This is a genomic window from Salinimicrobium aquimaris (genome assembly GCF_035607535.1).
Lineage (GTDB): Bacteria > Bacteroidota > Bacteroidia > Flavobacteriales > Flavobacteriaceae > Salinimicrobium.
In genome coordinates this window covers 41,085-67,151 of sequence record NZ_JAYDZX010000009.1, presented here as the reverse complement: position 1 = coordinate 67,151, position 26,067 = coordinate 41,085, and the positions used below count along the sequence as shown (strand labels likewise).

28 protein-coding genes are annotated in these 26,067 nt (G+C 43.2%); 19 read left to right on the top strand and 9 right to left on the bottom strand.

Annotated elements, in window-relative coordinates:
- Positions 1 to 40 precede the first annotated feature (40 nt).
- Entirely contained in the window at positions 41 to 592 is a 552-nt protein-coding gene (gene ruvC / locus VR862_RS09880; protein WP_324720801.1) for a crossover junction endodeoxyribonuclease RuvC, read from the bottom strand.
- 75 nt (positions 593 to 667) lie between these two features.
- On the opposite strand from ruvC, the gene VR862_RS09875 reads away from it, so the two are divergent.
- The 3 genes from VR862_RS09875 to VR862_RS09865 are packed head-to-tail and all read left to right on the top strand — an operon-like array spanning position 668 to position 3,684.
- On the top strand, positions 668 to 1,633 hold the full coding sequence (locus VR862_RS09875) for a hypothetical protein (RefSeq protein ID WP_324720800.1): 966 nt from the start codon (positions 668 to 670) through the stop codon (positions 1,631 to 1,633).
- Positions 1,630 to 2,763: a glycosyltransferase gene (locus VR862_RS09870; protein ID WP_324720799.1), complete on the top strand. Its 1,134-nt coding sequence runs from the start codon at positions 1,630 to 1,632 to the stop codon at positions 2,761 to 2,763. The genes VR862_RS09875 and VR862_RS09870 overlap by 4 nt, the downstream gene beginning before the upstream one ends.
- A gap of 48 nt (positions 2,764 to 2,811) precedes the next feature.
- Positions 2,812 to 3,684 carry a hypothetical protein gene (locus VR862_RS09865; RefSeq protein WP_324720798.1) on the top strand — a complete coding sequence of 291 codons (873 nt, stop codon included), beginning with the start codon at positions 2,812 to 2,814 and terminating at the stop codon, positions 3,682 to 3,684.
- Between the two features lie 200 nt (positions 3,685 to 3,884).
- Here VR862_RS09865 and VR862_RS09860 read toward each other — a convergent pair whose 3' ends face one another.
- Genes VR862_RS09860 through VR862_RS09845 form a run of 4 tightly spaced genes read right to left on the bottom strand, consistent with a single transcriptional unit; the run spans position 3,885 to position 7,372 of the window.
- A complete protein-coding gene (locus VR862_RS09860; protein WP_324720797.1) occupies positions 3,885 to 4,364 on the bottom strand; it encodes a hypothetical protein in 480 nt (159 codons plus the stop codon).
- Between the two features lie 53 nt (positions 4,365 to 4,417).
- The gene (locus VR862_RS09855; RefSeq protein ID WP_324720796.1) at positions 4,418 to 5,578 is read right to left on the bottom strand and encodes a tetratricopeptide repeat protein; all 1,161 of its coding nucleotides are present in this window, start codon (positions 5,576 to 5,578) and stop codon (positions 4,418 to 4,420) included.
- Positions 5,571 to 7,010, bottom strand: coding sequence for a M56 family metallopeptidase (locus tag VR862_RS09850; RefSeq protein WP_324720795.1), 1,440 nt, complete (start codon positions 7,008 to 7,010; stop codon positions 5,571 to 5,573). The genes VR862_RS09855 and VR862_RS09850 overlap by 8 nt, the downstream gene beginning before the upstream one ends.
- Positions 7,010 to 7,372, bottom strand: coding sequence for a BlaI/MecI/CopY family transcriptional regulator (locus VR862_RS09845; RefSeq protein ID WP_324720794.1), 363 nt, complete (start codon positions 7,370 to 7,372; stop codon positions 7,010 to 7,012). Before VR862_RS09845 ends, VR862_RS09850 begins: the two co-directional genes overlap by 1 nt.
- Positions 7,373 to 7,481: 109 nt before the next feature.
- Between VR862_RS09845 and VR862_RS09840 the strand changes: the two genes are divergently transcribed.
- The 7 genes from VR862_RS09840 (at position 7,482) to VR862_RS09810 (ending at position 11,391) form a co-directional block, all read left to right on the top strand.
- On the top strand, positions 7,482 to 7,985 hold the full coding sequence (locus VR862_RS09840; RefSeq protein WP_324720793.1) for a DUF456 domain-containing protein: 504 nt from the start codon (positions 7,482 to 7,484) through the stop codon (positions 7,983 to 7,985).
- 99 nt (positions 7,986 to 8,084) lie between these two features.
- Positions 8,085 to 8,480, top strand: coding sequence for a response regulator (locus tag VR862_RS09835; protein WP_324720792.1), 396 nt, complete (start codon positions 8,085 to 8,087; stop codon positions 8,478 to 8,480).
- Between the two features lie 134 nt (positions 8,481 to 8,614).
- The gene (locus tag VR862_RS09830) at positions 8,615 to 10,306 is read left to right on the top strand and encodes a hypothetical protein (RefSeq protein ID WP_324720791.1); all 1,692 of its coding nucleotides are present in this window, start codon (positions 8,615 to 8,617) and stop codon (positions 10,304 to 10,306) included.
- Positions 10,307 to 10,501: 195 nt separating this feature from the next.
- Complete coding sequence (locus tag VR862_RS09825; RefSeq protein WP_324720790.1) at positions 10,502 to 10,729, top strand: hypothetical protein; 228 nt, start codon at positions 10,502 to 10,504, stop codon at positions 10,727 to 10,729.
- 120 nt (positions 10,730 to 10,849) lie between these two features.
- A complete protein-coding gene (locus tag VR862_RS09820) occupies positions 10,850 to 11,020 on the top strand; it encodes a hypothetical protein (protein ID WP_324720789.1) in 171 nt (56 codons plus the stop codon).
- Between the two features lie 38 nt (positions 11,021 to 11,058).
- A complete protein-coding gene (locus VR862_RS09815) occupies positions 11,059 to 11,211 on the top strand; it encodes a hypothetical protein (protein WP_324720788.1) in 153 nt (50 codons plus the stop codon).
- Between the two features lie 15 nt (positions 11,212 to 11,226).
- Positions 11,227 to 11,391: a hypothetical protein gene (locus tag VR862_RS09810; protein ID WP_324720787.1), complete on the top strand. Its 165-nt coding sequence runs from the start codon at positions 11,227 to 11,229 to the stop codon at positions 11,389 to 11,391.
- Positions 11,392 to 11,465: 74 nt separating this feature from the next.
- Here the strand turns inward: VR862_RS09810 and VR862_RS09805 are convergent, their stop codons facing one another.
- A complete protein-coding gene (locus VR862_RS09805) occupies positions 11,466 to 12,233 on the bottom strand; it encodes an XRE family transcriptional regulator (protein WP_324720786.1) in 768 nt (255 codons plus the stop codon).
- Positions 12,234 to 12,374: 141 nt separating this feature from the next.
- Here VR862_RS09805 and VR862_RS09800 point away from each other — a divergent pair, with 141 nt between their 5' ends.
- From VR862_RS09800 to VR862_RS09790, 3 genes are all read left to right on the top strand, one after another.
- Positions 12,375 to 13,625 (top strand): cation:proton antiporter, encoded by a 1,251-nt coding sequence (locus VR862_RS09800; RefSeq protein WP_324720785.1) that lies wholly within the window; start codon positions 12,375 to 12,377, stop codon positions 13,623 to 13,625.
- A gap of 94 nt (positions 13,626 to 13,719) precedes the next feature.
- Positions 13,720 to 14,616 carry a YihY/virulence factor BrkB family protein gene (locus VR862_RS09795; protein WP_324720784.1) on the top strand — a complete coding sequence of 299 codons (897 nt, stop codon included), beginning with the start codon at positions 13,720 to 13,722 and terminating at the stop codon, positions 14,614 to 14,616.
- Between the two features lie 124 nt (positions 14,617 to 14,740).
- Complete coding sequence (locus VR862_RS09790; RefSeq protein ID WP_324720783.1) at positions 14,741 to 17,113, top strand: heavy metal translocating P-type ATPase; 2,373 nt, start codon at positions 14,741 to 14,743, stop codon at positions 17,111 to 17,113.
- Positions 17,114 to 17,818: 705 nt separating this feature from the next.
- Here the strand turns inward: VR862_RS09790 and VR862_RS09785 are convergent.
- The 3 genes from VR862_RS09785 to nirK are packed head-to-tail and all read right to left on the bottom strand — an operon-like array spanning position 17,819 to position 20,680.
- Positions 17,819 to 18,439, bottom strand: coding sequence for an SCO family protein (locus tag VR862_RS09785; RefSeq protein WP_324720782.1), 621 nt, complete (start codon positions 18,437 to 18,439; stop codon positions 17,819 to 17,821).
- 2 nt (positions 18,440 to 18,441) lie between these two features.
- Entirely contained in the window at positions 18,442 to 19,221 is a 780-nt protein-coding gene (locus VR862_RS09780) for a formylglycine-generating enzyme family protein (RefSeq protein WP_416384494.1), read from the bottom strand.
- A gap of 7 nt (positions 19,222 to 19,228) precedes the next feature.
- Positions 19,229 to 20,680: a copper-containing nitrite reductase gene (gene nirK, locus VR862_RS09775; RefSeq protein ID WP_324720781.1), complete on the bottom strand. Its 1,452-nt coding sequence runs from the start codon at positions 20,678 to 20,680 to the stop codon at positions 19,229 to 19,231.
- Positions 20,681 to 20,857: 177 nt separating this feature from the next.
- Between nirK and ccoS the strand changes: the two genes are divergently transcribed.
- Genes ccoS through VR862_RS09745 form a run of 6 tightly spaced genes read left to right on the top strand, consistent with a single transcriptional unit; the run spans position 20,858 to position 26,067 of the window.
- Entirely contained in the window at positions 20,858 to 21,034 is a 177-nt protein-coding gene (gene ccoS / locus VR862_RS09770; protein ID WP_324720780.1) for a cbb3-type cytochrome oxidase assembly protein CcoS, read from the top strand.
- Between the two features lie 16 nt (positions 21,035 to 21,050).
- On the top strand, positions 21,051 to 23,240 hold the full coding sequence (gene ccoN, locus VR862_RS09765) for a cytochrome-c oxidase, cbb3-type subunit I (RefSeq protein ID WP_324720779.1): 2,190 nt from the start codon (positions 21,051 to 21,053) through the stop codon (positions 23,238 to 23,240).
- Between the two features lie 5 nt (positions 23,241 to 23,245).
- The gene (locus tag VR862_RS09760; protein WP_324720778.1) at positions 23,246 to 23,431 is read left to right on the top strand and encodes a CcoQ/FixQ family Cbb3-type cytochrome c oxidase assembly chaperone; all 186 of its coding nucleotides are present in this window, start codon (positions 23,246 to 23,248) and stop codon (positions 23,429 to 23,431) included.
- Positions 23,428 to 24,300: a cbb3-type cytochrome c oxidase N-terminal domain-containing protein gene (locus VR862_RS09755; RefSeq protein ID WP_324720777.1), complete on the top strand. Its 873-nt coding sequence runs from the start codon at positions 23,428 to 23,430 to the stop codon at positions 24,298 to 24,300. Before VR862_RS09760 ends, VR862_RS09755 begins: the two co-directional genes overlap by 4 nt.
- 32 nt (positions 24,301 to 24,332) lie before the next feature.
- Positions 24,333 to 25,751 (top strand): cytochrome c oxidase accessory protein CcoG, encoded by a 1,419-nt coding sequence (gene ccoG, locus VR862_RS09750; RefSeq protein ID WP_324720776.1) that lies wholly within the window; start codon positions 24,333 to 24,335, stop codon positions 25,749 to 25,751.
- Between the two features lie 19 nt (positions 25,752 to 25,770).
- Complete coding sequence (locus VR862_RS09745) at positions 25,771 to 26,067, top strand: hypothetical protein (protein WP_324720775.1); 297 nt, start codon at positions 25,771 to 25,773, stop codon at positions 26,065 to 26,067.

Sequence of the window (26,067 nt, the reverse complement as noted above, 5' to 3'; positions counted from 1 at the left end):
GAAGATCATTTTCAAATCTTCAAATCCACACATCTTCAAATCATTTTATTTTTCCCGGGTTCTGTTTCACAAAAGCTGCCCAACCCGAATAGCTCTTGCCAACCTCCACCTTTCCGGAGTTATAGAAGTGACACACCGCAGCTGCGAGTCCGTCGGTGGCGTCGAGGTTCTTGGGTAGGGATTTAAGGGAAAGAAGGCTTTGCAGCATTCCGGCGACTTGTTCCTTGCTGGCGTTTCCGTTTCCTGTGATCGCCATTTTTATCTTTTTTGGGGAGTATTCCGTCACCGGAACTTCCCGGCTCAAACCTGCCGCCATCGCCACTCCCTGTGCCCGACCCAGCTTCAGCATAGATTGCACGTTTTTTCCGAAAAAAGGCGCTTCAATAGCTATTTCATCGGGGTGCCAGGTGTCGATAAGCTCTACGGTACGCTCAAAGATCAGTTTCAGCTTAACATAAGGATCATCATATTTTTGAAGGTGCAGTTCATTGAGTTGCAGAAAGGACATTTTTTTATTCACCACTTTGATGAGGCCGAATCCCATTATCGTGGTTCCCGGGTCAATGCCTAAAATGATTTTTTCGGTAGTCAAAAGCTTCGTAATATTGCAGGTTCAATCGTGCCGGTAATACAAATCCCGGCTCCTATCGGGTTCTTAAATAAATTCATGCGAATAACCTCGCACAAAGCTAATCAATTCTTCTCACTAGTTCTCAAGATCCTGGTGGTATTGGCCGCAGTATCATTTATTTGGTACAGGGTCACAAAGGACGAGAGCATGGATTTTGAGCGCTTTGTAGACATTCTTGATCGTTACAGGATATTTTCCTTTACCAATATTGTAATCCTGGTACTCTTTTCAATAGCGAACTGGTATTTTGAGATCTTAAAATGGCAGACGCTAAGCGGTCATGTGAGAGAGAATTCGTTTACGCGTTCCATGCGGGAGAGCCTGGCTTCCTTTACCGCAGCGATCTTTACGCCCAGCCGCATTGGAGAGTATGGAGCAAAATGCCTCTACTATGTTCGGGCAGAATGGAGAAAGGTTATTTTCCTGAATTTCCTCGGCAACACTGCCCAATTATTTGCTACTTATTTCTTCGGAATTGCCGGACTCCTTTTTCTTATCACATCTGTAGATCTGGCCCTGCCGGTCTTCAATATCATCCTGGTTTCCGGACTTCTTTTTGCGCCTTTCATTCTATACTTTGTAATGAAAAAGTTCAGGATAAGGCTTAAAGGATATTCCATTCAGAGGCTGGAGGAATCATTTCATAAGGTTTCGGAAGAAATAAGGTGGAAAACCCTCATTTTTGCCAGTATCAGGTTCATCATCTTCACCCATCAATTCTATTTTCTACTGCTGCAATTCCAGGTAGATGTGTCATATCCACTGCTTATTGCTGCTGTTTTCAGCACCTATATCCTGGCGTCGATCATCCCGACCATGATCATTTTTGACGCTTTTATTAAAGGCGGATTTGCAGTGTGGATCTTCGGACTTCTACAGGTACCACAGATCATTGTGCTTACCATCGTGCTTACAGTATGGATCCTCAATTTTGGTCTTCCCGGTCTTGCGGGGAGTTACTACGTTCTTAGGTACAAAAAAGCCAAGCACGCCATAACATGATCGCCGCAGCAGTAATTATTACGCTGCTTTACGCACTGTCCATGCTGTTCCTGCTCTACGGATTTTTCCAGGTGCAAGGCTTCTCCGGAAAAAATTCAGCTCCAAAAACACATTTTTCGATAGTCATTCCCTACCGTGATGAAGCTGAAAATCTTCAGGAACTGTTTGATTCTCTGCTGAAGCTGAAATATCCCGCTGAAATGTTTGAGATCCTGGCAGTGGATGATGCTTCCGAAGACAAATCGGCTGAATTATGGCAGGACTTCCGGAAGGAACATCCTCAGCTCAACATTCGGCTGCTCCAAAACATCCGAAAAACAGGAAGTCCCAAGAAAGACGCCCTGAGCCTGGCGATTTCAGCTTCAGAATATGATTACATTTTGACAACAGATGCCGATTGTGTGGTGCCACAAGCCTGGCTGGAAAGCTTTAGCTCCAAAATTGAGGAGACAGGTGCCAAAGTTATTGCCGCCCCGGTGGCGCTAAAACCTGAGGTGTCAAAAATGTCCTTTTTGAGAGGCTTTCAGGAGATGGATATTTTGAGTTTGCAGGCAGCAACAATCGGCAGCTTTGGAGTTGACCTGCCCTTTATGTGCAACGGCGCCAACTTTTGCTATTCAAAAAAGGCATTTTTGGAGGTTGGTGGCTTTGAAGGAAACCGAAACTTCGCAGGAGGAGATGACATTTTTCTGTTGGAAAAATTCAGGCAACGAGGTTTGCATCCGGTGTTTCTAAAATCTCAGGAAGCCATTGTAAAAACTTCGGCTACCTGGAGCTGGTCTGGCCTATTTTCGCAGCGGGTAAGATGGGCAGCAAAAGCAGCTGCCTATAAATCTCACTTCTCCAAAAGCCTGGGGCTCCTGGTCTTCCTGATGAATATTCTTCTGGTAATAGTGACAATAGGAACGATCGCTGCAGCATTTCCTGTTTGGCTCCTGTCTTTCATGTTTCTGATAAAATTCAATGTTGACTTTTTCCTGATCTATAACAGCGCCAAATTCTTTGACCGGGAACCTGCGGTGAAAAGCTACTTTTTAAGCAGTATGATTTATCCGTTTTTCAGTAGCTGGGTTGTAATTAATTCTGTTTTTTCAGGATTTAGATGGAAGGGCAGAGCATTTAAAAAATAGGCTGCCGCTGGAAATTTTTATTATCTTTAATTCTCTTGAGTCCCAAAAATGCAGAAATTAAGGCTTATTCTTTTCGGCTTGATCCTCTTCCTTGCACTTCCCACAGCTGCACAGGAAGTGTTCATTATAAATAAGGATACCCTACAGCTCAACAGAGAAGTTAAAGGACCTTTAAGCCTGTATTGGGCAGAAAAGGATCATGATTACCGGTACTTTGTGCAGAAGGGAAACCGCATGGTGGAACTCCTGAACCTTAACGGAGATGAAAAATATAAAGAGCAACTTGCTGCACTTGCCACAGATGCAAAGGTTAGGACGGAGGACGTGCAATTTGTACTGTACAGCCTAAGGCATTTCGTTAACACCTATAATTCTCTTGTCCAGGAGGATTATGTTTTTAATGAAGCTACAGACAATATAAAGCAGCGCATAGGCCTCTTCACGGGCCTGAGTAATAATATCTACACAGATAATCCTGAAAATGCCCTTGCTCCCGTTGCCGGACTGGAATATGAATTTTACGATCCAAATCTAGCTCCCAGGCATTCGGCTTTTTTGCAGCTGCGACATAGCTTCAGGCAAAGTGATTACGATTATACCGCTACCCAGCTGTCTCTTAATTACAGGTTCAAAGCCCTTTATCTAAAGCATTTTGACCTGCATGTTGATGTGCGACTGGCAAGCTTTTACTATTCTGAAGAGTCCATTGCAGTGACCAATGACGTTGGGGAGGTCGTGGCCATAAGAGAGGATAATGGCTTTACTTTTACTGCGCCCTTTAGCTTTGGGATAGGCAGTGACATTCCCATTACTCCAAATAGCTTTATCACCCTTGGTTATAACGACATTTTTGCCATCGTTCTGGACACCAACGGGAACTTTCCTATAGATTTCACAGTGGGATATAAGTATAGTCTTTAGACGGTAGACTGTAGACTGGTGTCGATAGTTCGGAGACGGTAGTTGGGAGACTGTAGACTGTAATTAGAAAGATAGTTCTATCGGAAATTTTCATGTTCTTCTGCTGATTCTGCAGAATTTCTCAGAAAGTGGTCATAAAGATTTTGTCTTCTTCTGAATTTCGCACTTCTAACTTCGTACTTCTAAAATCTAATTTCCATTTATTCCGCTTTGATCACTACCGGCATCCTGAAAGTGGTTTTCACCGGTATTCCTCTTTTTGTTGCGGGATAGATCTTTGGGAGGGAATCCACGCTTTGGGAAAGCCAGGTTCTTATCTCAGGCAATTGATCCAGCACCAGGGAATCAATTTCCATGGAATCAATGGCCGGAGTCCCTTTTTCCGAAATTTTGAGATAGAGATATAAAGTATCGTCCAAAGCTTCGGTCACCACAGGTTGTTTTGCTTCGAGCCGGGAATAAAAATATTGAGAAACCTTGTTCCCAAAACAGGCTTTAGCGGCTTCAACTCGCGTTATGTTTCGGCATTCGGCAAAGGCCGGATAATTGTCGACTTCGTGCCAGTTAAAATCCCGGGTTTCTTCAATAAGGATCTCTTCCGAAGAAATTTTGCGGGTAGTTAATTCTTCGCAGGAGGAAAGAAAAAAAGAAATAAAGACAAAGAGTACAATTTTCTTCATTAGGACAGAAACTTCTCAAAAATAGTGAATTTAAGGAGTCTGCCGAAAAAATTCTACTTCGTTCCTGAAGCTGTGGAATTCATGTGAATTTCTTCCCTGATATCCCTGGCCCTGCGTTTGGCCAACAGCACAAGATCGGGGTTGCCATATTCTTCAAATCTTCTAAGATATTCCTGGTAATATTTAAGCCTGGTTTGAAGATCCTCATAGTAAGAATCGGCAGCAATAGCCCGTTCGTACATCGCCCGTTCATTATCGGCGTTTTCTTCAATAGCCCTGTTGAAGTATGCCAGTGCTTTTTTTGGCTTTTCCTGAAGCTTATAGGTGAGCCCGATGCTGGTGAGTTCCTCATCCACAAGCACATCTTTTAAGAGCAGAGCCTGCAGTAAATGCCCTTCAGAATTTTTGTATTCCCCTTGTAGAGCATACAATTTCCCGAGGCTATAATGGGTTTCAGGATTCTTATCTTCATAGTCGAGCGCCGAATTGAAATGAGCTATCGCTTCTTCATAATTTTTCAATTGAAAATATGCAGTGCCTGTTTTGATGTGGACGAACTCGCTGCCGGCACCAAGGGCTATTAACTTCTCAAATTGCTCAATGGCCTGTTCGTATTCTTTTTGATAGTAGTAGGACTGCGCCAGGATCGACAGGAGCGCAATTCCATTGGGATTCGTTTCAAGACCCTGTTTGCTCAGCCGCTCTGCCCTAAGTAATTTGCCCCCGGCGAGAGCACGGGTTGCGACCTTTATTAGCGCCTGTTGATGAGTTTTTTGCAACAGGATTGTGATGTTGTAATGATTCATTGCAGTGGAATCTTTCCGCTTTTCGCGGATCAAGCCCAGCTGATAGTGAAAGCCTGCATTCATGGGATGTTTCTTCACAAGAGATGTAAAAATGCTATCGGCCTCCTGAAGGTTTCCGGTGGAGGAAAGCAATTTTGCATATTCTACAGCAGTTAAAGTCCTCTCGGGATTTGATTCCATAAGGGCTTTATAGTTTTTCAAAGCTGCAGAGATATTTCCGTTTGCTTTTTGTGCCTGCGCCAGCTTTAGCAGCACTGTTTCCGATCGAACAGCTGTATTTTCCAGCTCTTTTATTGCTTCAGAGTAATTTCCGACTGCATAAAGACTATCGGCAATACTTAAAGCCGAAGTTTGAGCTTCGGCTTTCGTGGCTATGAATAATAAAAAAATAAAAAGAAACCTATTCACCTGCGTTGAAAGTTATGGGTAAAGTATACAAAACTCCTACTTCCTGTCCTTTTTGTTTTCCCGGGGTCATTTGAGGTAGTAGATTGACAACTCTTTCGGCCTCCTCCTGTAGTGCGGGATGTGCCGCTCTTGCCCCTAATAATTCGACATTTCCATCTTTTTGAATCTTAAACTGAACGTAAACTCTATTGATTCCCTTAAGACCCAATTCTTTCCCCAATGAGGTATTGAAGTTGCTTTGTACGAACTCAGACACCTTTTCTGACATACAATTTTTTCTTTCCTCGTTTGAACCAAGGCCTTCACAACCAGGAAACACCGGCACTTCTTCTATAACTGCAAAGGGTACATCTCCCATGCTCGAAGAAGTTTTTTGAACCTGCACATTTTCCCCTCTCTTAGAATACTTTTCCAGGTCCTGAGGACTAACAGTCTTTAGAATGGCTTTGATTTCTTCCCTTTCTTCTGAGGTGAGGTTTGTTCCATCCCCAAAAATGGCCTCAATTTTCTCTATTTTCTCCTGTGCTGTAAGCTCCTTCTCTTCCTGACTTGTTGCCGGATCTTCCGAACAGGAAACATAGGTTAGCATCGCCAGCATAAGCGGCAGAAGGATCAAAAATTTAAATTTTGAGGTCGATTTTGATTTAGTTTTTTGCAACATAACTATTCGTTTTTTGATGATTGAATGATTGAAAAATTGATTGATGAAAGAAATATCTTCAGTATTAAAAGCTGAATTGAGCAGCTGCTGGAAATACTCCTGTTTTTTGACATTTTTGACTACCCCTGCATCGGCGAGGTATTCGTGCAAAGCAGTGATCCTGGACTGGTAGATATAAATAAGCGGATTGAACCAGAAAACGATTCTTAACACTTCAAAGAACAACAGATCAAGCGTGTGTCTTTGCTTTAGATGCACCAACTCATGAGAAAGGATCTGCTCTCTTTCCTTCTCTGAAAGTTGAGCACCCAGAAAAATGGTATTGTAAAAAGTACAGGCCAGCCTTGAATTTGGAACCTCCACGATCTTCATTTCGGCTGTCGTCATCACAGGTTTATGAGCAAACAGCTGCCTCAGGATCCTGAACTTGTTAAAGAAGAATCCCAGGCTAAAGAGGAATCCGCCGCCATAGATAAGCAGCCACCAGTTAATGACCGGTGTCACTTGAGAAGGTGTGGCAGCCAGATCCCGGGAAGCAATTTCAGCGGAATTACCACCTATGATCACTTCGGGCAGCATCACAAAAGTTTCCGCAGGTATAGCAGCCTGTAATGCCGGGATCTTCAGCAAGGGAAGCAGCAAAGCAAGTACCGGGGTAAGTAACAGGTAGGCGCGATTATAGGTGAAAAAAGTTTCTTTTTTCAGGAACAGCTCATACACCAAAAGGAAAAGGAGCTGAAAAGCTATGGTCTGTAAAATGTACTGTAGCATTAGTCTTCTTTTTTGTTGATCTCCTTCAGGATCGCCTCCAGATCGGCAGTATCCATTTTGTTCTTCTTCATAAAAAAGGACACCATACTTTTGAAGGAACCGTTGAAATATCCGTCGATCAACTTATTCATACTCTGGTTAGTATAGGTCTCTTTCTCCACAACCGGAAAATAAATATAGCCTTTCCCTACCTTTTTATGATCTACGAACATTTTGTTTTCCAGGATACGCACTATAGTAGAAACTGTATTATACGCGGGTTTAGGCTCGGGCATTTCCTCTATGATCGAAGCCACGTTGGCTTCTCTGAGATTCCAGAGGATCTGCATGATCTCTTCTTCGGCTTTGGTCAATTGTTTCATAAAAGTTCGACTTGATAGGGCTAAGTTAAACTAATATTTTAGTTTAAACTAATTATTTAGTTAATTTTATTTTCCCGGCTTTGTATATCTTAGCTAAAAAAGAATTTCTATGGACATAGTTCTCCTTTGCCTGGCAGCAATTTTAATGCTGGTGGGTATCCTTGGCAGCTTTCTGCCTATGCTCCCCGGCATCCCTGTTAGTTGGGCAGGCCTTCTCCTTCTCCATCTCACCTCTGTAGTACCTATGAACTACACCTATCTTGGTGTCACCTTACTTGTCACCATTATTATTTTTGCTCTGCAATACGCCATACCGGCACTGGGAACAAAATACCTGGGAGGAAGCAAACAGGGAATGTTTGGAGCGACAATAGGATTGTTTGCAGGGATCTTCATTCCTATTCCTTTCGCAATTCTTATTGCACCGTTTGTGGGAGCTTATCTGGGCGAGATCCTCAATAAGGCCGATTCAAGATCTGCACTCAAGGCGGCTTCGGGATCCTTTATAGGTTTGCTGGCCTCTACTTTTATGGAATTTGTAGTTACTGCTATTTTCTTCCTGCTCTTTCTTTATAAGGTATGGGAATTCAGGAGCCTGCTGTTCCAGTTTTAGCAACCCGAGAAAATTATTTTCCTATCTTTGATCTCACACAAAAGGTTAATTAATCAACCGCAATTTAGGTAGCCCCCGCCAATTGCTTCACCTGCTTATATGAACGTAGATGTTATTGTTATTGATGACGATGCAGTAGTATTGTTCCTGCACAAGGTGCTCATAAAAAAGAGCAAGCTGCCTTCCAGCGTCAGGGATTTTCTCAAGGCAGAGGATGCACTGCACTATCTCAATCACAGGACTTCAGACAATAACCTCCTCATATTCCTCGACATTAACATGCCTAACTACAACGGCTGGGATTTCCTGGACCAGATAGAAGATTTGCCTTATAAAGAAAGTATCTTCGTAGTGATGGTTACCTCTTCCATTAATGAAAGTGACCGCAATACTGCCAAAGGTTATGCCCGGGTAATCGACTACAGGGAAAAACCTCTTTCCAAACAAGCTTGTGAGGAGGTCTACTTCAAGCTTCTGCCTTTGTTGAAATCTTAATTTTTTTTTGTTTCCAATCCACTGCCCCTCTCAAACATTAAGTTCTCCTTAAAATAAAAGGGATTTAAGATTTTTTTAAAGAAGGTACTGCATTCAAAGCCTTAAATTGGAGTATAACCAATTAAATATCAGCTATGAAGAGGTATATCTTTTTACTATTAATTCTATTTCCACTAAATCTATTTGCACAGGAAGGAGTAGGAGCTGCAGTGCTCCTCGAAGAAACCAATTTCTTTATTGCGGTTGTTGCCGGGGTTTTACTCGCCCTGGGATTCCAGTTGTTATTGACGGCTTTTTCTGTCGCGGGGGGAATTACGGCAGTAGGAAACATTAGGAAGAAAGGTCACAGCGATTCTACCAAAGACCGGCAAAAGGTTCATAAGCATGACGATGATGATGATGACGGCATGAATGTGGGCCAAAAAGTCTCTACCGGCCTTGGAGTCTGGACCCTTGTGACCACGTCCATAGCTCTTTTCTTCGCAAGTCTTTTTGCCGTGAAGCTTGGTCTCATAGGAGCAAACTTTATTGGCGCTACCCTGGGACTCGTCATTTGGGCTGCATTTTTTATGGTAGTCACCTATTTGGAAGTGAATATGATCACGTCTCTGGTAGGAGGATTAGCTTCCACAGTTAAAAGTAGTTTATCATCTGCAGGTTCTGTGTTTTCGAAATCAGATTCAAGCGTTGCCAAAGACGTTGCCAAAACGAAGGCCAAAACGGAAGCAAAAGAAATGCGCAAACAGTTCGAGAAGCTGTTCTCCACTCACGATATCGATAAAAAAGTAGATGACTATGTCAAAGAATTAAAGCCCCAGCGAATTGACATAAAAGACCTGAAGAAACAAATCAAGGATTTGATTACCGATATACAGGTAACGGAAAAAGCAGATTTTGATTATCCTAATTCGGTTAAACGACTTATCCTTGAGGAAGCCGACAAAAGCTCCCTTTCAAAAGAAGATAAAGAGGCCATTAAAGATCACGTGAACAGTATAAAGGATATTGCCAAGAGTGACGCCTCTTCCCAGGAAAAAGCTAAAGCCGGAATCGAGGACCTTACACCGGCTGACAGGGAGCAGATCAATAAATACCAGGCTAAAATAAAGGATGCCTTAAGGAACACCAACAAAGGCGAATTACAACCTGAAAAACTGGAAGAGGACCTTAAGAGGATCCTGAACGAACCAAAAGAAGCAAGGAACATTGCCAAAGCTAAAGCCAGCGCATTTGATCGCAATACACTTGTACAACTGTTAGCTTCCCAGAACATGGACGAAAGAGAAGCAGATCAAAGAATTTCTCAGGCCGAAAAGGTGCTCAATAAGGTACAATCATTCTTTAATGATCAGGGGAACAAAGCAGAAGCTAAAAAAGGCGATGCACAGCAGAAGAAACAGGACCTGGAAGCAAAAGTGAAATCGATGTTCCAGAGTGGAACAAATGATCTTAACAGGATCTATTCAGATTTTACAGCTATTTTTCAGGATTCAGGTGCAGGGCCAGATCTTAAGTATAAGCTTGAACATTACAACAAGCAGGAGATGATCACCATGATCTCCAACAGGACTTCCCTCACCCGGGCTGAAGCTGAACCTATTGCCGAGAAGATCGTTAGTGCACGGGATACTGTGCTGAATAAGGCCTATGACATCCAGATAAAGGTAAACGAAAAGATGGCCGAAGCTAAAGAAAAAGCTTTAATTGCTGCCGAAGAATCCCGAAAAGCAGCGGCAACCGCAGCATGGTGGCTGGTTGCAACCGGAGTGGTATCTGCAGTAGCATCGGCTGTTGGCGGAATGTTGGCACTCGAAGGAATATTCTAATCCGGCATTCCATATAAGAAGCAGAAGAGGCCATCCATTGCAGGATGGCCTTTTTTAATTAATCTTTAAAAAAGGAGTTTTAAGAAGCTCCTTTTAAAATCTCCTTTAGAAAAGATCCTAAAGTGCTGCCAATTTCGAAGTAGCAGAGGCAGAACTTTCCTACCTTGGCTGTTCAAATTCCTAAATAATTAAGTTATGAAATTGAGATTATTGATTATGTTCCTTACCCTCAACGGAGTTCTTTTAATGTCCTGTAGAGAAGAAGTAAGAGAAGAGAGAGTGGTACGGGAAGTAGAAGTCGAGAGGGAAGTTGAGGATGAAGAAGGAAGAGAAGGTATCCTGGAGAGAACCGCTAAGGAAGTTGACAAAGAGGTAAATAAGGAGATCGACGAAGAAATTGAAAAAATTGGAGACGACAATTAGAATACTCCTATAAAATCTTCAGTTTTAAGGGTGTTTTAGGAAAACTTTAGCATCTAAAATGCTAATAATGAATAGCTTTCTATAAATTTGTTAGAACTAACCCTTAAAAAACCAATAGCAATGAAAAAATTAATCTTGATACTGGCCTTACTTTTTGGTGTAAGTTCATCTTTTATTTCCTGTCGGGAAGAAGCCGATCGTGGAGATCAAATAGAAGAAGCTACAGACGAACTTGAAGATAGAGGCGATGAGATAGAGGAGGAATACGATGACATGGAAGACGATATCTAATTCTTATTTTAACTCTAACTAACTCTAACCAACCAATTATGAAAAAGCTAATTTTCTTATTCGCCCTGTTATTTTCGATCAGCACCTCTTTTGTATCCTGTAGGGATACCGAAGAAGCAGACGATGTAGATGATATGGAATTGAATGAAGAACTTGAAGAGGAAGCTGAAGAAATAGAAGACGAGTATTAATCTTATAACCTAAGGATGAAAAAGTATTTTTTACTAATGCTTTTTAGTTTCGCTCTCTCCACCTCTCTGATTTCCTGCCGCGAAACCAAAGATGCTGCCGAAGCAACAGGGGAAGCAGTTGAGGAAGGTGTGAACGAGGCCGGTGAGAACACCGGGCTTGGTGGAGATGACGACCTTTAACAAAACAACTAACCAGCTCTAACCACAGGATGTAAAGAATCCTGGAAAACGGCCTGAAATTCTCAGGCCGTTTTTTAATGCTTTAAAGTCTTGAATTCACTCTTAAGATCTTCCATGGATTGTTGCAGCTGTTTTAATAAGCTACTCTCCGAAGGCGCTTCAAGATTGAAAGTTAGCTTGCTGTTCACCTGCCACAATTCCTGCACATCATTTACCTTCACCTCTATGGGAAGATATTCTTCATTTAAAGAAATGAGGAGTAATTTAGAGGGATCGGGAAGTTTTTGAAGTTTTTTAACCAGTACAGAGTCATAAAGCACCACAACATAGATCCTGTTGTTGCTTGCTTCTTCAATAGTCGGTACCGCTTTCCCCAGCACCCACTCTCCCGGCCTGAAGTTGGGGAGCATACTATCTCCTTCTATTTGAAATCCGCGATGCGTGGCATTGCGATATGCGGGCAAAGGAATGTCAAAGGCCGGAAGCTGTTGATACCAATCTACATCCTGCACATTGTGGGGATAACCGGCAGCAGCTTTTACGTTCACCAGCACAATGTTCTCTTCTTCTGCGCTGTTGAGGCTTACCACTTTGGGACTTACATCTCCTTTAGTGACCTGAAGGTATTTTTGGTTGCTCTCTCCAAACAGCCACAACGGGTTGATCCCAAATTGCCGCAGGAGTTCGGCAACCACTTTACCGGACAATTTTGTACGTCCTCTTTCAATATCGGCTGTAGAATTTTTGATTCCAAGCAGCTGTGCGAATTCGGTTTGAGTGAAATTATTTTCATCTCTTACCTCTTTGAACCTTTTGATTTCTTGTGATACGTCTGTTCCCATACTTACAAATTTAGATCTTTTTGGAAAAAATCCTACTTCCGCATTGGATATTATCCCAAAAATTCAGATCAAATCTGGTAATTTTAAAGAAGTAACATTCCTTTATGAAGCGCAGGCCGTAATAAATCATATTTTTCAGTAATGAAAGAACACTATTTAATCCTTGCCGGTCTTGGATTTGCCACCATAATTATGGCCTGGCTCCCTGCTTTTTCTGAGAAGCTAAAAATAAGCTCTCCTATCCTGCTGCTGCTTATTGGGTTTGGACTTTTTGCCATTGGACTGCCACTGGGGTGGCCCGATCCTTTGTGGGAAGATCAAAGCCTCATGTACTTTTCTGAAGCTCTGGTGATCATTTCCCTTATGGGTGCGGGATTGAAGATTGGTGCTCATTATAGCCTTAGAGCCTGGCGAAAGCCCCTTCTCCTCGTCTTTGTGACTATGCCAATTTGTATGATCTCTGCCTTTCTACTGGGCCAGTACTTTCTGTTATTAAGCCTGCCTTCCAGCCTTCTGCTGGCTGCCGTTCTCGCACCTACAGATCCTGTTTTGGCAGCTGAAGTTCAACTGGACGATCCCATGGAGGAGGAAGAACCTGCCAGTGATATCAGGTTTACATTGACCGCCGAAGCAGGGCTCAACGACGGGATTGCCTACCCCTTCTCATACCTTGCCGTGCTGGTGGCACAAGCCGGAAGTTGGGCTGCCTTCAACTTTACGAACTGGTTATGGGACAAATTGTTGCTTAAAGTAGTCATAGGAGTGATCTGTGGCTTGTTTATAGGGTGGCTGATCGGACATTTGATGGACCGGATATATAAATACGCGGGCGTAAAGACCTTTGTGGGTTTTCTAGCCTTGTCCCTCACCTTTATGACCTACGGGGCGACCGAGCTTTTACACGGGTACGGCTTTCTCGCTGTTTTCTTTGCCGGTTTCTCCCTTCGCTATTATGAAAAAGTGGATCAGGATTACAAGAAAAAATTACATGATTTCGTACAGGAAATGGAGCATCTTTTCATGGTAATTTATATCCTTCTCTTTGGAGGCTCTCTTATGAACGGCATGTTGGCATTAACAGACTGGAAGGGAGTTCTGTTTGCTGTCTTATTTGTACTGGTGATACGGCCCTTAGCAGGCATCATAGGCTTAGCCGGGGTAAAAGGGGATTTTAAAAGTAAACTGGCCATAAGCTTCTTTGGAATTCGGGGAATAGGTTCCATATTTTATTTGTCCTGGGCGTTTGTAAGTTTTGACTACTTCGATCATAAAAATGAACTATACGCGATCACAGCTTATATCATCCTAATTTCAATTATCATACATGGCTTTACGGCCCCTTCTGTAATTGGCCATTTTAAGAAGCAGGGAAAGGTAGCAGAACGGGATTGAAAATTTCAGGATTAACAAATGTTTATAGCAGCCATTACAAATTCTGCTGCTTGAATTTCTTATTTTAAGAAAGTTAATTCAGAAAATGCAAAAAATGAGCAAGACTTACCATCCAAAACGAAAAGTGAATAAGCCTTCTGAGATCCCTTTTTCCGGCTGGAAGTCCATAGGAATTGGAGTCAAGGATATGTTTGGGGAAGACAATGTTTCCATCGTTTCAGCTGGAGTTGCTTTTTACGCTTTTCTTGCAGTTTTTCCGGCCATTGGAGCCCTGGTTTCTATTTATGGCCTGGTTATGAACCCACAAAGTCTACAGGAGCAACTGCAAACAATCTCCCAGGTGATGCCACAACAGGCTTTTGAAATCATACAGGCTCAACTGCAGGATTTGGTTACAACATCGGGCAGTGCTTTAAGCTGGAGCCTGGCCATCGGGATTCTTCTGAGTATTTGGAGTGCCAATAAAGGTACGAAATCATTATTCACAGGGATCGATATCGCATACAACACATCAAATGACCGGGGCTTCATAAAACAGAACGCGCTCACCCTGCTTTTTACCTTTGGAGCCGTTATACTGGTGATCTTAAGTTTAGGCGTCATTGTAGTATGGCCTACATTTGTAGACAGTATTCCTCTACCGGCTACCGCTAAAGGTCTGATATCCTGGTTGCGCTGGCTTGTGCTTGCCGCAATAGTAGTGTACTTTCTGGGTACTGTTTATCGCTACGCACCCGCCAGAAAGAAGCCGGATTTTAAATGGGTCCTCCCCGGAGCCATTCTGGCCACTGTGTTATGGCTTATTGCTTCCTGGGGTTTTTCATTTTACGTCAAGAACTTCGGAAGTTACGGAGAAGTCTACGGCTCAATCTCAGCAGTTGTAGTAATGCTCCTATGGCTGTTCTTAACCAGCCTTATCATACTTTTGGGTGCCGAGCTCAATTCTGAAATTGAGAAATATTCCAGAGCAAGAGTGGATCACAAGGCTTAATTTTCACAATAAATCCCTTCCTATAATGCCATTTTTGAAGGTGATCATTGAAATATGACCGCTATCATATTTTACAACCTGCTCATTTTCAACCTTTGCACCCGGTACGAAACGAGCAATTTTTATGGAGGAACTTTCTTGCTATCACTGTGGTGATACCATAAAGTCATGCATCACCTTTGACGACAGGTCTTTTTGTTGCAACGGCTGCAAGACCGTTTACGAAATATTTTCAGAGAACGGGCTGGCTTCCTATTATGACATGGAGGCTGCACCCGGTGCGGCACCTGCGAAGTACGAAGGCAAATACGACTTCCTAAGCAACGGGAAGATCGTGGATAAGCTCCTGGAGTTCGATGATGGCAACATCCAGGTGATCTCCCTGTACATCCCGCATATTCATTGCAGTTCCTGCATCTGGATCCTGGAAAACCTCAACAAACTCAAACCGGAGATCACGTCTTCCCAGGTGGATTTCCCAAAGAAAATGCTCCGGATCACCTATAATTCTGAAAAGCTGACTTTAAAGGAACTGGTGCTATTCATAAGCAGCATAGGTTATGAGCCCTATATAAGTCTTGACGATACCGAATCGGGAAAAAAACAGATCAACCGCAGCATTATCTATAAGTTAGGAGTTGCAGGCTTTGCCTTTGGAAACGTGATGTTCCTTTCTTTCCCCGAATATTTTGAAGTGAATGAATACTGGCTGGAGCAATACAAAGGTTTGTTTCGGTGGCTTACGTTCACCTTCTCCCTGCCGGTAGTATTCTATGTCGCGCAGGATTATTTCATTTCGGCTTACAAAGGCTTGCGGGCGGGGATCCTCAACATAGATGTGCCCCTGGCACTCGGAGTCCTGGTGCTTTTTGTTCGCAGCACGATAGAGATCAGTTTTGACTGGGGAACAGGCTTTTTTGACAGCCTTACAGGATTGGTTTTTTTTCTCACCCTCGGAAAATTTTTTCAGCAAAAAACTTACAATTTCCTCTCTTTTGAGAGAGATTACAAGTCCTACTTTCCAATCGGAATCACCCGTATAAACTCCGACGGAAAAGAAGAAAGCATACACGTCCACGATATAGAAAAGGGCGACCGCATCTTGATAAGAAATGAGGAGCTTATTCCTGTAGACGGGATCCTTATTAATGGAAATGCGAGAATTGACTATAGCTTCGTTACCGGAGAAGCCGAGGCTGTTCAAAAAGAATCGGGGGATAAATTATTTGCGGGCGGGCGACAGGTCTCGGGGATGATAGAAATGGAAGCTTTAAAGTCTGTTTCTCAAAGCTACCTCACAAAACTCTGGAGCAACGATGTGTTCCAGGTAAAGAAGGAAGATTCTTTTACTTCCTTCATCAATTACATCAGCAAATATTTCACTATTGTACTGTTAGTGATCGCGTTTTCGGCTGCAGCATTCTGGGCCTTTCTGGATGTTGCTACCGCTGTCAACGTATTCACTGCGGTCCTCATCATCGCCTGCCCCTGCGCCCTGGCCATGTCTACTCCTTTTACTTTAGGTAACCTCCTGCGAATCTTCGGAAATAAGAAGTTCTATCTCAAAAATGCCGGAGTCATCGAGCAACTGGCCAAAGCAGATAGCCTCATCTTTGACAAAACCGGAACTATAACTTCCAATAAAAAAAGCAGCATCAGCTACGAAGGCATTGAACTTACTGCGGAAGAAGAATCACTGCTTAAAAACACCCTTCGTGCTTCAAATCACCCTTTGAGCCGTACCCTCTATGACATGCTGGCTGAATATGATATCAATCCGCCTGAAGAATTCCGGGAGATAACAGGTAAAGGAATAGAAAGTCTACACCAAAAGCAGGCAATGAAGGTGGGATCGGCTGAGTTTGTTGGCAACACAGTCACGGCTCCTTCTCTAAATACTTCGGTACATGTTAGTGCTAACAATCAATATAAAGGACGTTACATATTCTATAATGAATATCGCGAAGGAGTTGAAGAGCTTTTCTCTGAACTTGCACCGCAGTATCACCTTTCCATTTTATCGGGAGACAACGAAGGAGAAAAGACAAGGCTTGAAAAAATGTTGCCCGGCAAAACAGAAATGTTCTTCAATCAAAAACCCGAAGACAAGCTCTCTTATATCAGTGCCCTGCAGCAACAGGGAAGAAAGACCATCATGATTGGTGACGGATTGAACGATGCGGGGGCGCTGGCAAAAAGTGAAGTAGGAATTGCTCTTTCCGAAAATGTAAACGTATTCTCCCCGGCTTGTGACGCAATTCTTGATGCAAGTAGGTTTGGCAGCCTTTTGAAATTCATTAAAGCTTCTAAAAAAGGAATGCAAGTAATCAAAATAAGTATGGTCCTGTCCTTTCTTTATAACCTCGTGGGGCTTTACTTCGCTGTAACAGGTCAGCTTTCGCCGGTGATCGCAGCCGTCCTTATGCCTTTGAGTTCTATTTCAATTATTGCCTTCACCACTGTTTGCACCAACATTATTGGCAGAAGTATCAGGTAAGAAGAAATTGGAATGTACAGTTTAATCGACTTCTAAAAAGGTATTTTGCCGCCTCTTAAGGAGACGGCCCTTTTCTTCTTTTAAATTCCCCGGAGCAGCAGCAGGATGTTAAATTTCTGCCGGATTTGAAATTTTACCGTGAAAACTTTTGAAGAGAGATCTAAAAACGGCTACTTTAGGAGAGTGATTAAATTATTTGTTTTCCTGTCGTAAGGCAGGGAGGGCCAACGAGAAAGCAATCCCCTACTTGCTTCTTGTTGTTTTTACTTCTCAAAAAGACCATTTTTCAACCATTTTTAACCAGTTCAGGAAGACCAGTGAGGATTTCCTGAAACACGACGCACCGCAAACTTCAGGTTTGGGAAGGGAAAAAGAATTGAACTAACCCGGGGGGCGGGAAGATGGAAAAGTATCAGGAAGAACAATGAATCCTGCTCAAAGACTTCTCCTAAACCATTGCTCATTTATTTATGCTGAAGTTTAACCTTCATAAAATCATGAAATAAAAAACCAGGACCACGGAATTCAGCTGAAAGAGTAGTTCTTTGCCCGAATGGTAGTGACTCCCATCTGCTCTTTTTGCCGCGGTGTTTGCTGCTGCAGTTTTTTGTTCCCTACTTTAAAAATGCGTTTAAAAGCAAAAAAAGGGCTTCCAAAATTGTCCTTTTTGGAAGCCCTTCCGGTCTGATCTTTTATAATCTCTATTTAATTTGAAACTTCAATGTTTATCGCCTCCACGGTTTCAGTATTATCTACTCCAAGACCTTCCTGCTGGTGAACCAGCACTCCTTCCTCATCAAATACGCTTATGATATTGGAATGGGAGAAATCAATGGGGGAGATCTTCTTATAGCTTACGGCAAGTACGGTGGCAAATTCCCGGGTATCTTCAGGCGTACCGCGAAGGAACATCCAGTGATCATCCTCCATCTCATTCTCTTTGGCAAAAGCATTGAGTCGCTGTGGAGTATCGGTTTCAGGATCTATGCTCACCATGATGAATTTGGTCTTTCCGAGGTATTGTTCAGGCACTTGTTTTTCGATGTTCCGCATATCTGCAATAAGTCGGGGACAGGCAGCTTTACAGGAGGTGTAGATCATCACCATGACCAGTACATTGCCGCGCAACTCCTCAAGCTGAATGTGCTCATTATCCTGTGTAGTCCAGGTTGAGGGCAGGTTATAGATGGAAAGCTCGGGGATCTCTCCTGTTAGCTCCTCTGTATTCACTGCCATCTCTTTCTCTACTTGCGCATCCTTCTTTCCGGCATTATCACATGCTGCAATAAGAACAACCGAGAGCATTATAAAAATTACCTTTTTCATAATCATAACTCTGTTTTTTCAATATCCTGAACACATCTAAACCCCAAATTCTTCACCGAGTATTTTGCTTTTACACTTCCGCGGAAGGCATAACGCATAAAGGCCGCATAATTCATAAGGTCTGTAGCTCCAACTGCGGCCGCCCCGCAAAAAAGATTATTATCGCCGGTGCTGTCCTGCCTGGATTCCCCTCCTATCATTACCGAGTTGAAATCGGCGGTCCACTCCCAAACCAGGCCGTGAAGATCATAGACTCCCCAATAATTCTTAAAGGTCTCCCCTACTGGATTATTAAAGGTAGCCGGAGTTTCGTACCAGCTCAGGATATACTGGTTGTATGACTTCTCGGTTCGGGCATCAGGGCTGGTTTCATTGGCCATGGCCACATACTCCCATTCATCTACGGTAGGTAATCTTTTGCCCTGGCATTCACAGTAATTCTTCGCCGCAAACCAGGACACATTGGTCACCGGAGAGTTTGGCAGCATTCCCTCGCCCAGGCTAAGGTCACTTTTCCAGCTTCGAAGGTAATTATCATCGGCGAACAACTGCTTTACCTGGGATTTTCTCCACCGCGGATTATCCTCTACGAATTTCAGGAATTCGGCATTGGTTACGGGATAGACATCCATCTTAAAATTTCCCACAGGGACTTTTGTCTCTGTTCCATAAAGCGGCAGGAACTCCCCTCCAGGGATCTCGACCATAGAACCAGACTGGCAATAGGCCTGGCTATGGATCATTGCAGCGATACAAATTGCCAATCTGATTAAAGTCTTCATCTTTATATTATTTTACTTTTTTCACCATTTCGGGTGTGACCTCCTGCTTGTCGTTGCCCCAGTTATTATACACATAGGTCAATACATTGGCGATGTCCTCGTCGGAAATGTTCTGCTTAGGCATGGCGCTGTTGTAAACATTACCATTTACCTCGATCTCTCCTGTCAAACCGAATTTCACAACCTCAATAGCACGATGTACATCGGCATTCAGGTAATCTGACTCTGCAAGTGGAGGAAAGGCATTAGGTATTCCCGCTCCCGTAGCCTGGTGGCAGGCAAGACAGTTTTGAGTGTAGACCTGTTTTCCTCTTTCCATCTTTTCAGCTAATGAAGTACTGGCAACCGGTGCAGCTTCAGAGGCTTCTTCGGTAACCTCGGTAGCAGTTACTCCCGGGTTGTATACTTTTTCTTCGATCTTGCCGCCGAATACCTCTTCATTCTCCTCACCTTCAACTTTTAGGATTCCCAAAGCACCCTTGTTGAACGCTCTAAAGATAGAGTGGTCAACCAATACAAGATTTCCGGGAACTTCAACCTTAAATTCAACAATAGCAGCTCCCCCGGCAGGAATAAGGGTGGTTTGAACATTTTCGTTTATCATATTACCACCTTCAAGGTAAACCTTGTCAAAGATCTCCCCGATCACGTGGAAGGAAGACACCAGGTTTGGTCCACCGTTACCCACGAACAGCCGAACTGTTTCACCAACTTTGGCAGTTAAAGCATTATCGCCTGTAAGTCCACCAACTTTTCCATTGAATACAACGTAATCTGCATCCTCATCAACAGCTTTCTGCATGCTGAAGGCCTGTAGACCTCTCTCCCCATTCTCACCTTCTGTGTAGAAATCTCCCTGCATTACATAATATTCTTTATCAACGGGAGGAAGACCACCTTCGGGCTCAACAAGAATTAGTCCGTACATTCCATTTGCGATGTGCATACCTACAGGAGCGGTAGCACAGTGGTAGACATATAATCCCGGATTCATAGTTTTAAAGGTGAAAACAGATTCATGTCCCGGAGCTACAAAAGAAGATTCGGCTCCACCTCCAGGTCCTGTTACAGCGTGCAGGTCGATATTGTGAGGAAGTTTACTGTCGGGGTGATTTTTAAGGTGAAACTCGATCTCGTCTCCCACCCTGGTGCGGATAAAACTTCCGGGAACGCTTCCGTCAAAGGTCCAATAGACGTAGGTGACGCCGTCGCTCATTTCCATTTCCTTTTCAACTACTTCCATGTTCACTATCAATTTGGTAGCAGCTCTTTTTCCCACCGGCCTTGGCACCATTGGAGGAGCAGTTAATTCGGCTTCACTCTCTCCATATACTTTCATTAATTGTGGGTCCTCTTTGGCAGCCACTGCCTTTTCACAGGAGCTAAGCAAACCCGCTACGACTGCCGCAAGGAAGAAGACATATACAATTCTCTTTTTAAAGTGTTTCAAATTTTTCATGATCAGATGAATTAAAATATTATTTCAGATACAAATGTCCTAATTAGGGTCGCTATCAAATATGAGCCTAATCATATATGCCTGAATTTTTTACGCGAGCAATTTGGACAAACCTGACCGAAATCATATTTACCAAATGACAATGCCTGTAGCTTTGCCCCTTATATATAAATAGGTATGAGCGTCATCTATTTACTCCTTACAATAAGCATTATTGTAGCGGTAGTGTTTTTCGTTGTTTTTATTCTTGCTGTGCGCAATGGTCAGTTCGACGATGACTACACCCCTTCTGTGCGTATACTTTTTGAAGATGAGCTTGTTAAAGAGAAATCAACAAAACCAAGTAAAAATTAATCTAGACAATTAAAAAATGGAATTGCAACAGTTCTACTACGACAACAAAATCGTAAAAAAATTCCTCTACGCAACCCTTTTTTGGGGAGTGATTGGGATGTTAGTCGGGCTTCTTTTAGCTTTCTTATTTCTGTTTCCTAACCTTACCGACGGCATCTCCTGGTTGAGCTTTGGGCGTTTACGACCATTACACACCAACGCAGTGATCTTTGCCTTTGTAGGGAACGCCATTTTTGCAGGGGTCTATTACTCCACGCAGCGATTGCTAAAAGCAAGGATGTACAGTGACATACTGAGTAAAATCAACTTTTGGGGATGGCAGTTGATCATTATTGGAGCTGCCATTACATTGCCTTTAGGCTTTACCAGTTCCAAGGAATACGCCGAGCTGGAATGGCCCTTTGACATTGCTATTGCTGTTGTTTGGGTGGTATTTGGATGGAACCTCATCGCCACAATCTTCAAGAGAAGACAGCGGCACCTTTATGTAGCTATCTGGTTCTACATTGCCACTTTTGTCACTGTTGCTGTACTTCACATCTTTAACAGCCTTGCAATCCCGGTGGGATTGTTCAAAAGTTATTCGGTTTATGCAGGGGTGCAGGATGCGCTGGTACAGTGGTGGTATGGACATAATGCTGTAGCATTTTTCCTCACAACTCCATTTTTAGGGCTTATGTACTACTTTGTACCAAAAGCTGCCAACAGGCCGGTGTACTCCTACAAACTTTCTATTATACACTTCTGGTCCTTAATATTCATCTACATCTGGGCCGGACCACACCACTTATTGTATTCATCTTTGCCAGACTGGGCTCAGAACCTGGGCGTCGCGTTTTCTGTGATGCTGTTGATGCCCTCCTGGGGTGGTATGATCAACGGACTTCTTACCCTACGTGGTGCCTGGGATAAGGTAAAGACAGACCCTGTTCTTAAATTCATGGTCGTTGCCATTACGGGTTACGGGATGGCTACCTTTGAAGGTCCAATGCTTTCCCTAAAGAACGTGAACGCTATTGCCCACTTTAGCGACTGGGTTATTGCCCACGTTCACGTAGGTGCGCTTGCGTGGAACGGGTTCCTAACCTTTGGAATGGTCTACTGGCTGGTTCCAAGAATGTTCAAAACAAAACTATATTCGATAAAACTTGCCAATGCTCACTTCTGGACAGGTACCTTAGGTATTATCCTTTACGCCCTGCCAATGTATGTTGCAGGCTTTGTACAGGCTTCCATGTGGAAACAGTTTAATCCTGACGGAACCCTTGTCTACGGAAACTTCCTTGAGACCGTGACCGAGATCATGCCAATGTACTGGTTTAGAGCTATTGGAGGTAGTATGTATATCTTCGGAATGTTCATCCTGTTATACAACGTCTACAAAACAATCAGGACCGGAACTGAAGTTACAGACGAACTGGCTGAAGCTGCACCATTACAAAAGATAAGCAACAGGAGGCTGGCAGGAGAAGGCTTCCATACATGGCTAGAACGTAAACCGGTACAGCTAACAATTCTGGCTACGATCGCTATTCTTATTGGTGGGATTATCCAGATCGTACCTACCATTCTTGTAAAATCCAATATTCCAACCATCACCAGCGTGAAACCTTATTCTCCGCTGGAACTGGAAGGAAGGGATATCTACATCAGGGAAGGCTGTGTATCCTGTCACTCCCAAATGATTAGACCCTTCAGAAGTGAGGTAGAGCGGTACGGGGAATACTCAAAAGCAGGTGAGTATGTCTATGATCACCCGTTCCTGTGGGGAAGTAAACGTACAGGGCCTGACCTGATGAGAGTGGGCCAGAAATATTCAGATAACTGGCACTTCAACCACATGTATGATCCACAAAGCACATCGGCAGGATCTATAATGCCAGGTTACAAATGGCTCATTACAGATGAACATGACCGTTCTTCTACAGAAGATAAAATGAAGGCCATGGTAAAGTTGGGAGTTCCTTATACCGAAGCTGAGATCGCAAATGCGCAGGCACATATGGAGGAGCAGGCAACCCGGATACAGCAAAACCTTTACAGTGACCCCGACTTTGTAGCCACTTATGAAGCCGATAAGAAATATGCAGAAGAGCACGGGCTGGAATTCGTGGAAATGAAAGATCGTGAGATCGTCGCCCTCATTGCTTATATACAGAGACTCGGAACAGATATTAAAGTGGTGAATTCAACAACTTCAAACTAACTATCATGCTAAAATTCGTAAAAGGACATATGGAAAGCATAGCAGGGATAGAGATCTATCCAATCATTTCCCTGCTCATTTTCTTCCTCTTTTTTGTAGCACTTTTTTGGTGGGTCTTCACCGCCAAAAAAGATTACATCCACAATGTAGAACAAATTCCATTAGAAACAGATAACGACCAGAAACTATGAGACATGCAATTCCAGCCTGGATAAGGATTACAGTTCTTTTCCTCATCATTGCGGGAGCCCTAGAATATTTTGTAGACTCAGGCGACAATTATGCCTTTATTGAATACCCTTTGCTTGGCGGGGTCTTATTAGTGATCCTGTTATTCCTCATAGCTGCTGAAGTCATATTAGGTGCGGTAGAGAAAATCATGTTCCAGTCACTTTCGCCCGAAGCTAAAGAGCGTTATATGGCAGCTCAACAGAAGAGGATGGAAAAATATGATCTTAAAAGGATCTACAGAAAACTTGCGGGAACCCGTCCTATTTCTGAAGAAGGGGAACTGGAGCTCGATCACAATTACGACGGCATCAAAGAACTGGACAACAAGCTTCCACCGTGGTGGCTATACTCCTTTTATCTTTCGATTGTATTTGCAGCAGGATATCTGGCTTACTACCATATTCTGGGTGGTGAAAGCCAGGTGGACGAATTTGAGCAGGAAATGCTCGCTGCCCAAATTGCATTAGAAGAGTACAAGAAAACAGCCCCAGATCTTGTGGATGCAGACAATGTCGAACTTCTAACAGATGCAGGCGACCTGGAGGAAGGTGCGGCTATTTATCAGGTCAACTGTATGGCCTGCCACGCTGCCGATGGTGGTGGTGGTATTGGCCCCAACCTCACAGATGAACACTGGATCCTTGGGGGTGGAATTAAAAACGTCTTCCATACCGTAAGTGAAGGAGGACGTGCAGGTAAAGGTATGATCGCATGGAAAAGCACCTTGAAGCCTGCAGAGATCCAGAAAGTATCCAGTTATATCTTAAGTCTACAGGGCACAACCCCTGCGAATCCAAAAGAAGCCGAAGGAGAGATCTGGACAGAGTAACAATTACTCAGTAAGAAGATAAGCAGAGGGAATTGGAAAAGGTAGAGAACAATTTTAGGGACAGGATAGGTACCATCAACGAGGAAGGAAAACGTTCCTGGGTGTATCCCAAGAAGCCTTCCGGCCGGTTCTATAAGTACCGCACCCGCCTTACCTGGTTCCTGCTGCTGTTCTTGATCGTCTCTCCCTTTATTCATATTAATGGCAACCAGTTCATGCTCTTCAATATCCTGGGGAGAGAGTTCCACATTTTTGGGCAACCCTTCTGGCCACAGGATTTTTATATAGGCGTGACCGCAATGATCATTGGTGTCCTATTCATCACCCTGTTCACATCGGCCTTTGGAAGGATCTTCTGCGGATGGATCTGTCCTCAAACCATTTTTATGGAAATGGCTTTCAGGAAGATCGAATATTGGGTAGAAGGAGATCGAGGTGCCCAGATACGGCTGGATAAACAGGAGTGGAACTCAGAAAAAATAAGAAAGAAAGGATTTAAATGGTTCCTTTTCTTTTTAATATCCTTTGGGATTGCAAATGTCTTTCTTGCTTACCTGGTAGGAAGCAAAAGATTGCTACAGTATGTTACAGAGGGGCCGTTGGAGAACCTCAGCACCTTTGTTGCGCTCATGATCTTCACCGGCGTTTTCTATTTCATCTTTTCCTGGTTTAGGGAGCAGGTTTGCACGATCGCCTGTCCATACGGCCGACTTCAGAGTGTCCTGCTTGATAAAAAGTCTGTTGTTGTAGCCTATGACCACAAAAGAGGTGAACGTACTCAGGGAAGAGCGAAATTCAGAAAAAATGAGAACAGGCAGGAAATTGGAAAAGGGGATTGTATCGATTGCTCCCAGTGCGTGAATGTTTGTCCAACGGGAATAGATATTAGGAATGGAACCCAGTTGGAGTGCATTAACTGTACAGCCTGTATAGATGCCTGTGATGCCATGATGGAAAAAGTGGATCTTCCAAAAGGGCTCATTGGTTTCTATTCTGAAGAAAACATCGAAAAGGAGGAGCAATTTAAACTGAACCCCAGAATGAAAGGTTTTGCTGCAATTCTCTTCGTGCTGGTGGGGATACTTTCAGGAATGCTGTTCCTAAGGTCCGATGTGGAAGCAACTGTTCTGCGCCTGCCGGGACAGCTGTATGAGACCAAGGCAAATGATATGATAAGCAATGTTTACACCTTTAAGCTTATCAATAAAACCACTGGTAGCTTTGAGAATGTGAATTTCAGATTAATGTCTCATGAAGGTAAAATTGAATCTGTCACACATAACAAGATCATCGTGCCCGAAAAAGGGCTTGCAGAAGGAACATTATTTATTGTGATTCCCAAGGCATTACTGAAAAGTGAAAAGAATAATGTCGAAATAGGTATCTACAATGGAGACAGACTTATTGAAACTACCAGTACAAATTTTATGGGGCCCAGAAGTTTTAGGTAAAAAATTAAAAGTGAGAAGAATGTTAGTAAAGGAAGTATTGTCTGAGTTACCAACCGCAACAAAGCCGGTGGTAAGGAGGTTTGAACAGGAAGAAGGTTCTCATGTTTTGGCAATTGGCCTTAATAAAGATGTAATTCTAAAGGGACATAAGAGCGACATTCCTGCAAGGATCCTGGTAATCAAAGGGCGCATTACCTATATAGCAGGTGAAAAAAAGATGAACCTCGCTCTTTTTGACGAGCATATCATCCCCATTGGGGAATATCATTCTGTAGAACCGCAGGAAGACAGCATCTTTCTTGTAATTAAAAAATAA

What these genes read in the sequence shown, in the direction of transcription:
- VR862_RS09860 (WP_324720797.1), bottom strand. Translation starts at nt 4,364, where the DNA reads ATGAAGAAAATTGTACTCTTTGTCTTTATTTCTTTTTTTCTTTCCTCC.
- VR862_RS09790 (WP_324720783.1), top strand. Translation starts at nt 14,741, where the DNA reads ATGGAGGAACTTTCTTGCTATCACTGTGGTGATACCATAAAGTCATGC.
- nirK (WP_324720781.1), bottom strand. Translation starts at nt 20,680, where the DNA reads ATGAAAAATTTGAAACACTTTAAAAAGAGAATTGTATATGTCTTCTTC.
- VR862_RS09795 (WP_324720784.1), top strand. Translation starts at nt 13,720, where the DNA reads ATGAGCAAGACTTACCATCCAAAACGAAAAGTGAATAAGCCTTCTGAG.
- VR862_RS09815 (WP_324720788.1), top strand. Translation starts at nt 11,059, where the DNA reads ATGAAAAAGCTAATTTTCTTATTCGCCCTGTTATTTTCGATCAGCACC.
- VR862_RS09780 (WP_416384494.1), bottom strand. Translation starts at nt 19,221, where the DNA reads ATGAAGACTTTAATCAGATTGGCAATTTGTATCGCTGCAATGATCCAT.
- VR862_RS09850 (WP_324720795.1), bottom strand. Translation starts at nt 7,010, where the DNA reads ATGCTACAGTACATTTTACAGACCATAGCTTTTCAGCTCCTTTTCCTT.
- VR862_RS09755 (WP_324720777.1), top strand. Translation starts at nt 23,428, where the DNA reads ATGAGACATGCAATTCCAGCCTGGATAAGGATTACAGTTCTTTTCCTC.
- ccoS (WP_324720780.1), top strand. Translation starts at nt 20,858, where the DNA reads ATGAGCGTCATCTATTTACTCCTTACAATAAGCATTATTGTAGCGGTA.
- VR862_RS09865 (WP_324720798.1), top strand. Translation starts at nt 2,812, where the DNA reads ATGCAGAAATTAAGGCTTATTCTTTTCGGCTTGATCCTCTTCCTTGCA.
- VR862_RS09820 (WP_324720789.1), top strand. Translation starts at nt 10,850, where the DNA reads ATGAAAAAATTAATCTTGATACTGGCCTTACTTTTTGGTGTAAGTTCA.
- VR862_RS09785 (WP_324720782.1), bottom strand. Translation starts at nt 18,439, where the DNA reads ATGAAAAAGGTAATTTTTATAATGCTCTCGGTTGTTCTTATTGCAGCA.
- VR862_RS09810 (WP_324720787.1), top strand. Translation starts at nt 11,227, where the DNA reads ATGAAAAAGTATTTTTTACTAATGCTTTTTAGTTTCGCTCTCTCCACC.
- VR862_RS09825 (WP_324720790.1), top strand. Translation starts at nt 10,502, where the DNA reads ATGAAATTGAGATTATTGATTATGTTCCTTACCCTCAACGGAGTTCTT.
- VR862_RS09800 (WP_324720785.1), top strand. Translation starts at nt 12,375, where the DNA reads ATGAAAGAACACTATTTAATCCTTGCCGGTCTTGGATTTGCCACCATA.
- VR862_RS09835 (WP_324720792.1), top strand. Translation starts at nt 8,085, where the DNA reads ATGAACGTAGATGTTATTGTTATTGATGACGATGCAGTAGTATTGTTC.
- VR862_RS09870 (WP_324720799.1), top strand. Translation starts at nt 1,630, where the DNA reads ATGATCGCCGCAGCAGTAATTATTACGCTGCTTTACGCACTGTCCATG.
- VR862_RS09845 (WP_324720794.1), bottom strand. Translation starts at nt 7,372, where the DNA reads ATGAAACAATTGACCAAAGCCGAAGAAGAGATCATGCAGATCCTCTGG.
- VR862_RS09805 (WP_324720786.1), bottom strand. Translation starts at nt 12,233, where the DNA reads ATGGGAACAGACGTATCACAAGAAATCAAAAGGTTCAAAGAGGTAAGA.
- VR862_RS09875 (WP_324720800.1), top strand. Translation starts at nt 668, where the DNA reads ATGCGAATAACCTCGCACAAAGCTAATCAATTCTTCTCACTAGTTCTC.
- VR862_RS09840 (WP_324720793.1), top strand. Translation starts at nt 7,482, where the DNA reads ATGGACATAGTTCTCCTTTGCCTGGCAGCAATTTTAATGCTGGTGGGT.
- VR862_RS09745 (WP_324720775.1), top strand. Translation starts at nt 25,771, where the DNA reads ATGTTAGTAAAGGAAGTATTGTCTGAGTTACCAACCGCAACAAAGCCG.
- VR862_RS09760 (WP_324720778.1), top strand. Translation starts at nt 23,246, where the DNA reads ATGCTAAAATTCGTAAAAGGACATATGGAAAGCATAGCAGGGATAGAG.
- VR862_RS09830 (WP_324720791.1), top strand. Translation starts at nt 8,615, where the DNA reads ATGAAGAGGTATATCTTTTTACTATTAATTCTATTTCCACTAAATCTA.
- ccoN (WP_324720779.1), top strand. Translation starts at nt 21,051, where the DNA reads ATGGAATTGCAACAGTTCTACTACGACAACAAAATCGTAAAAAAATTC.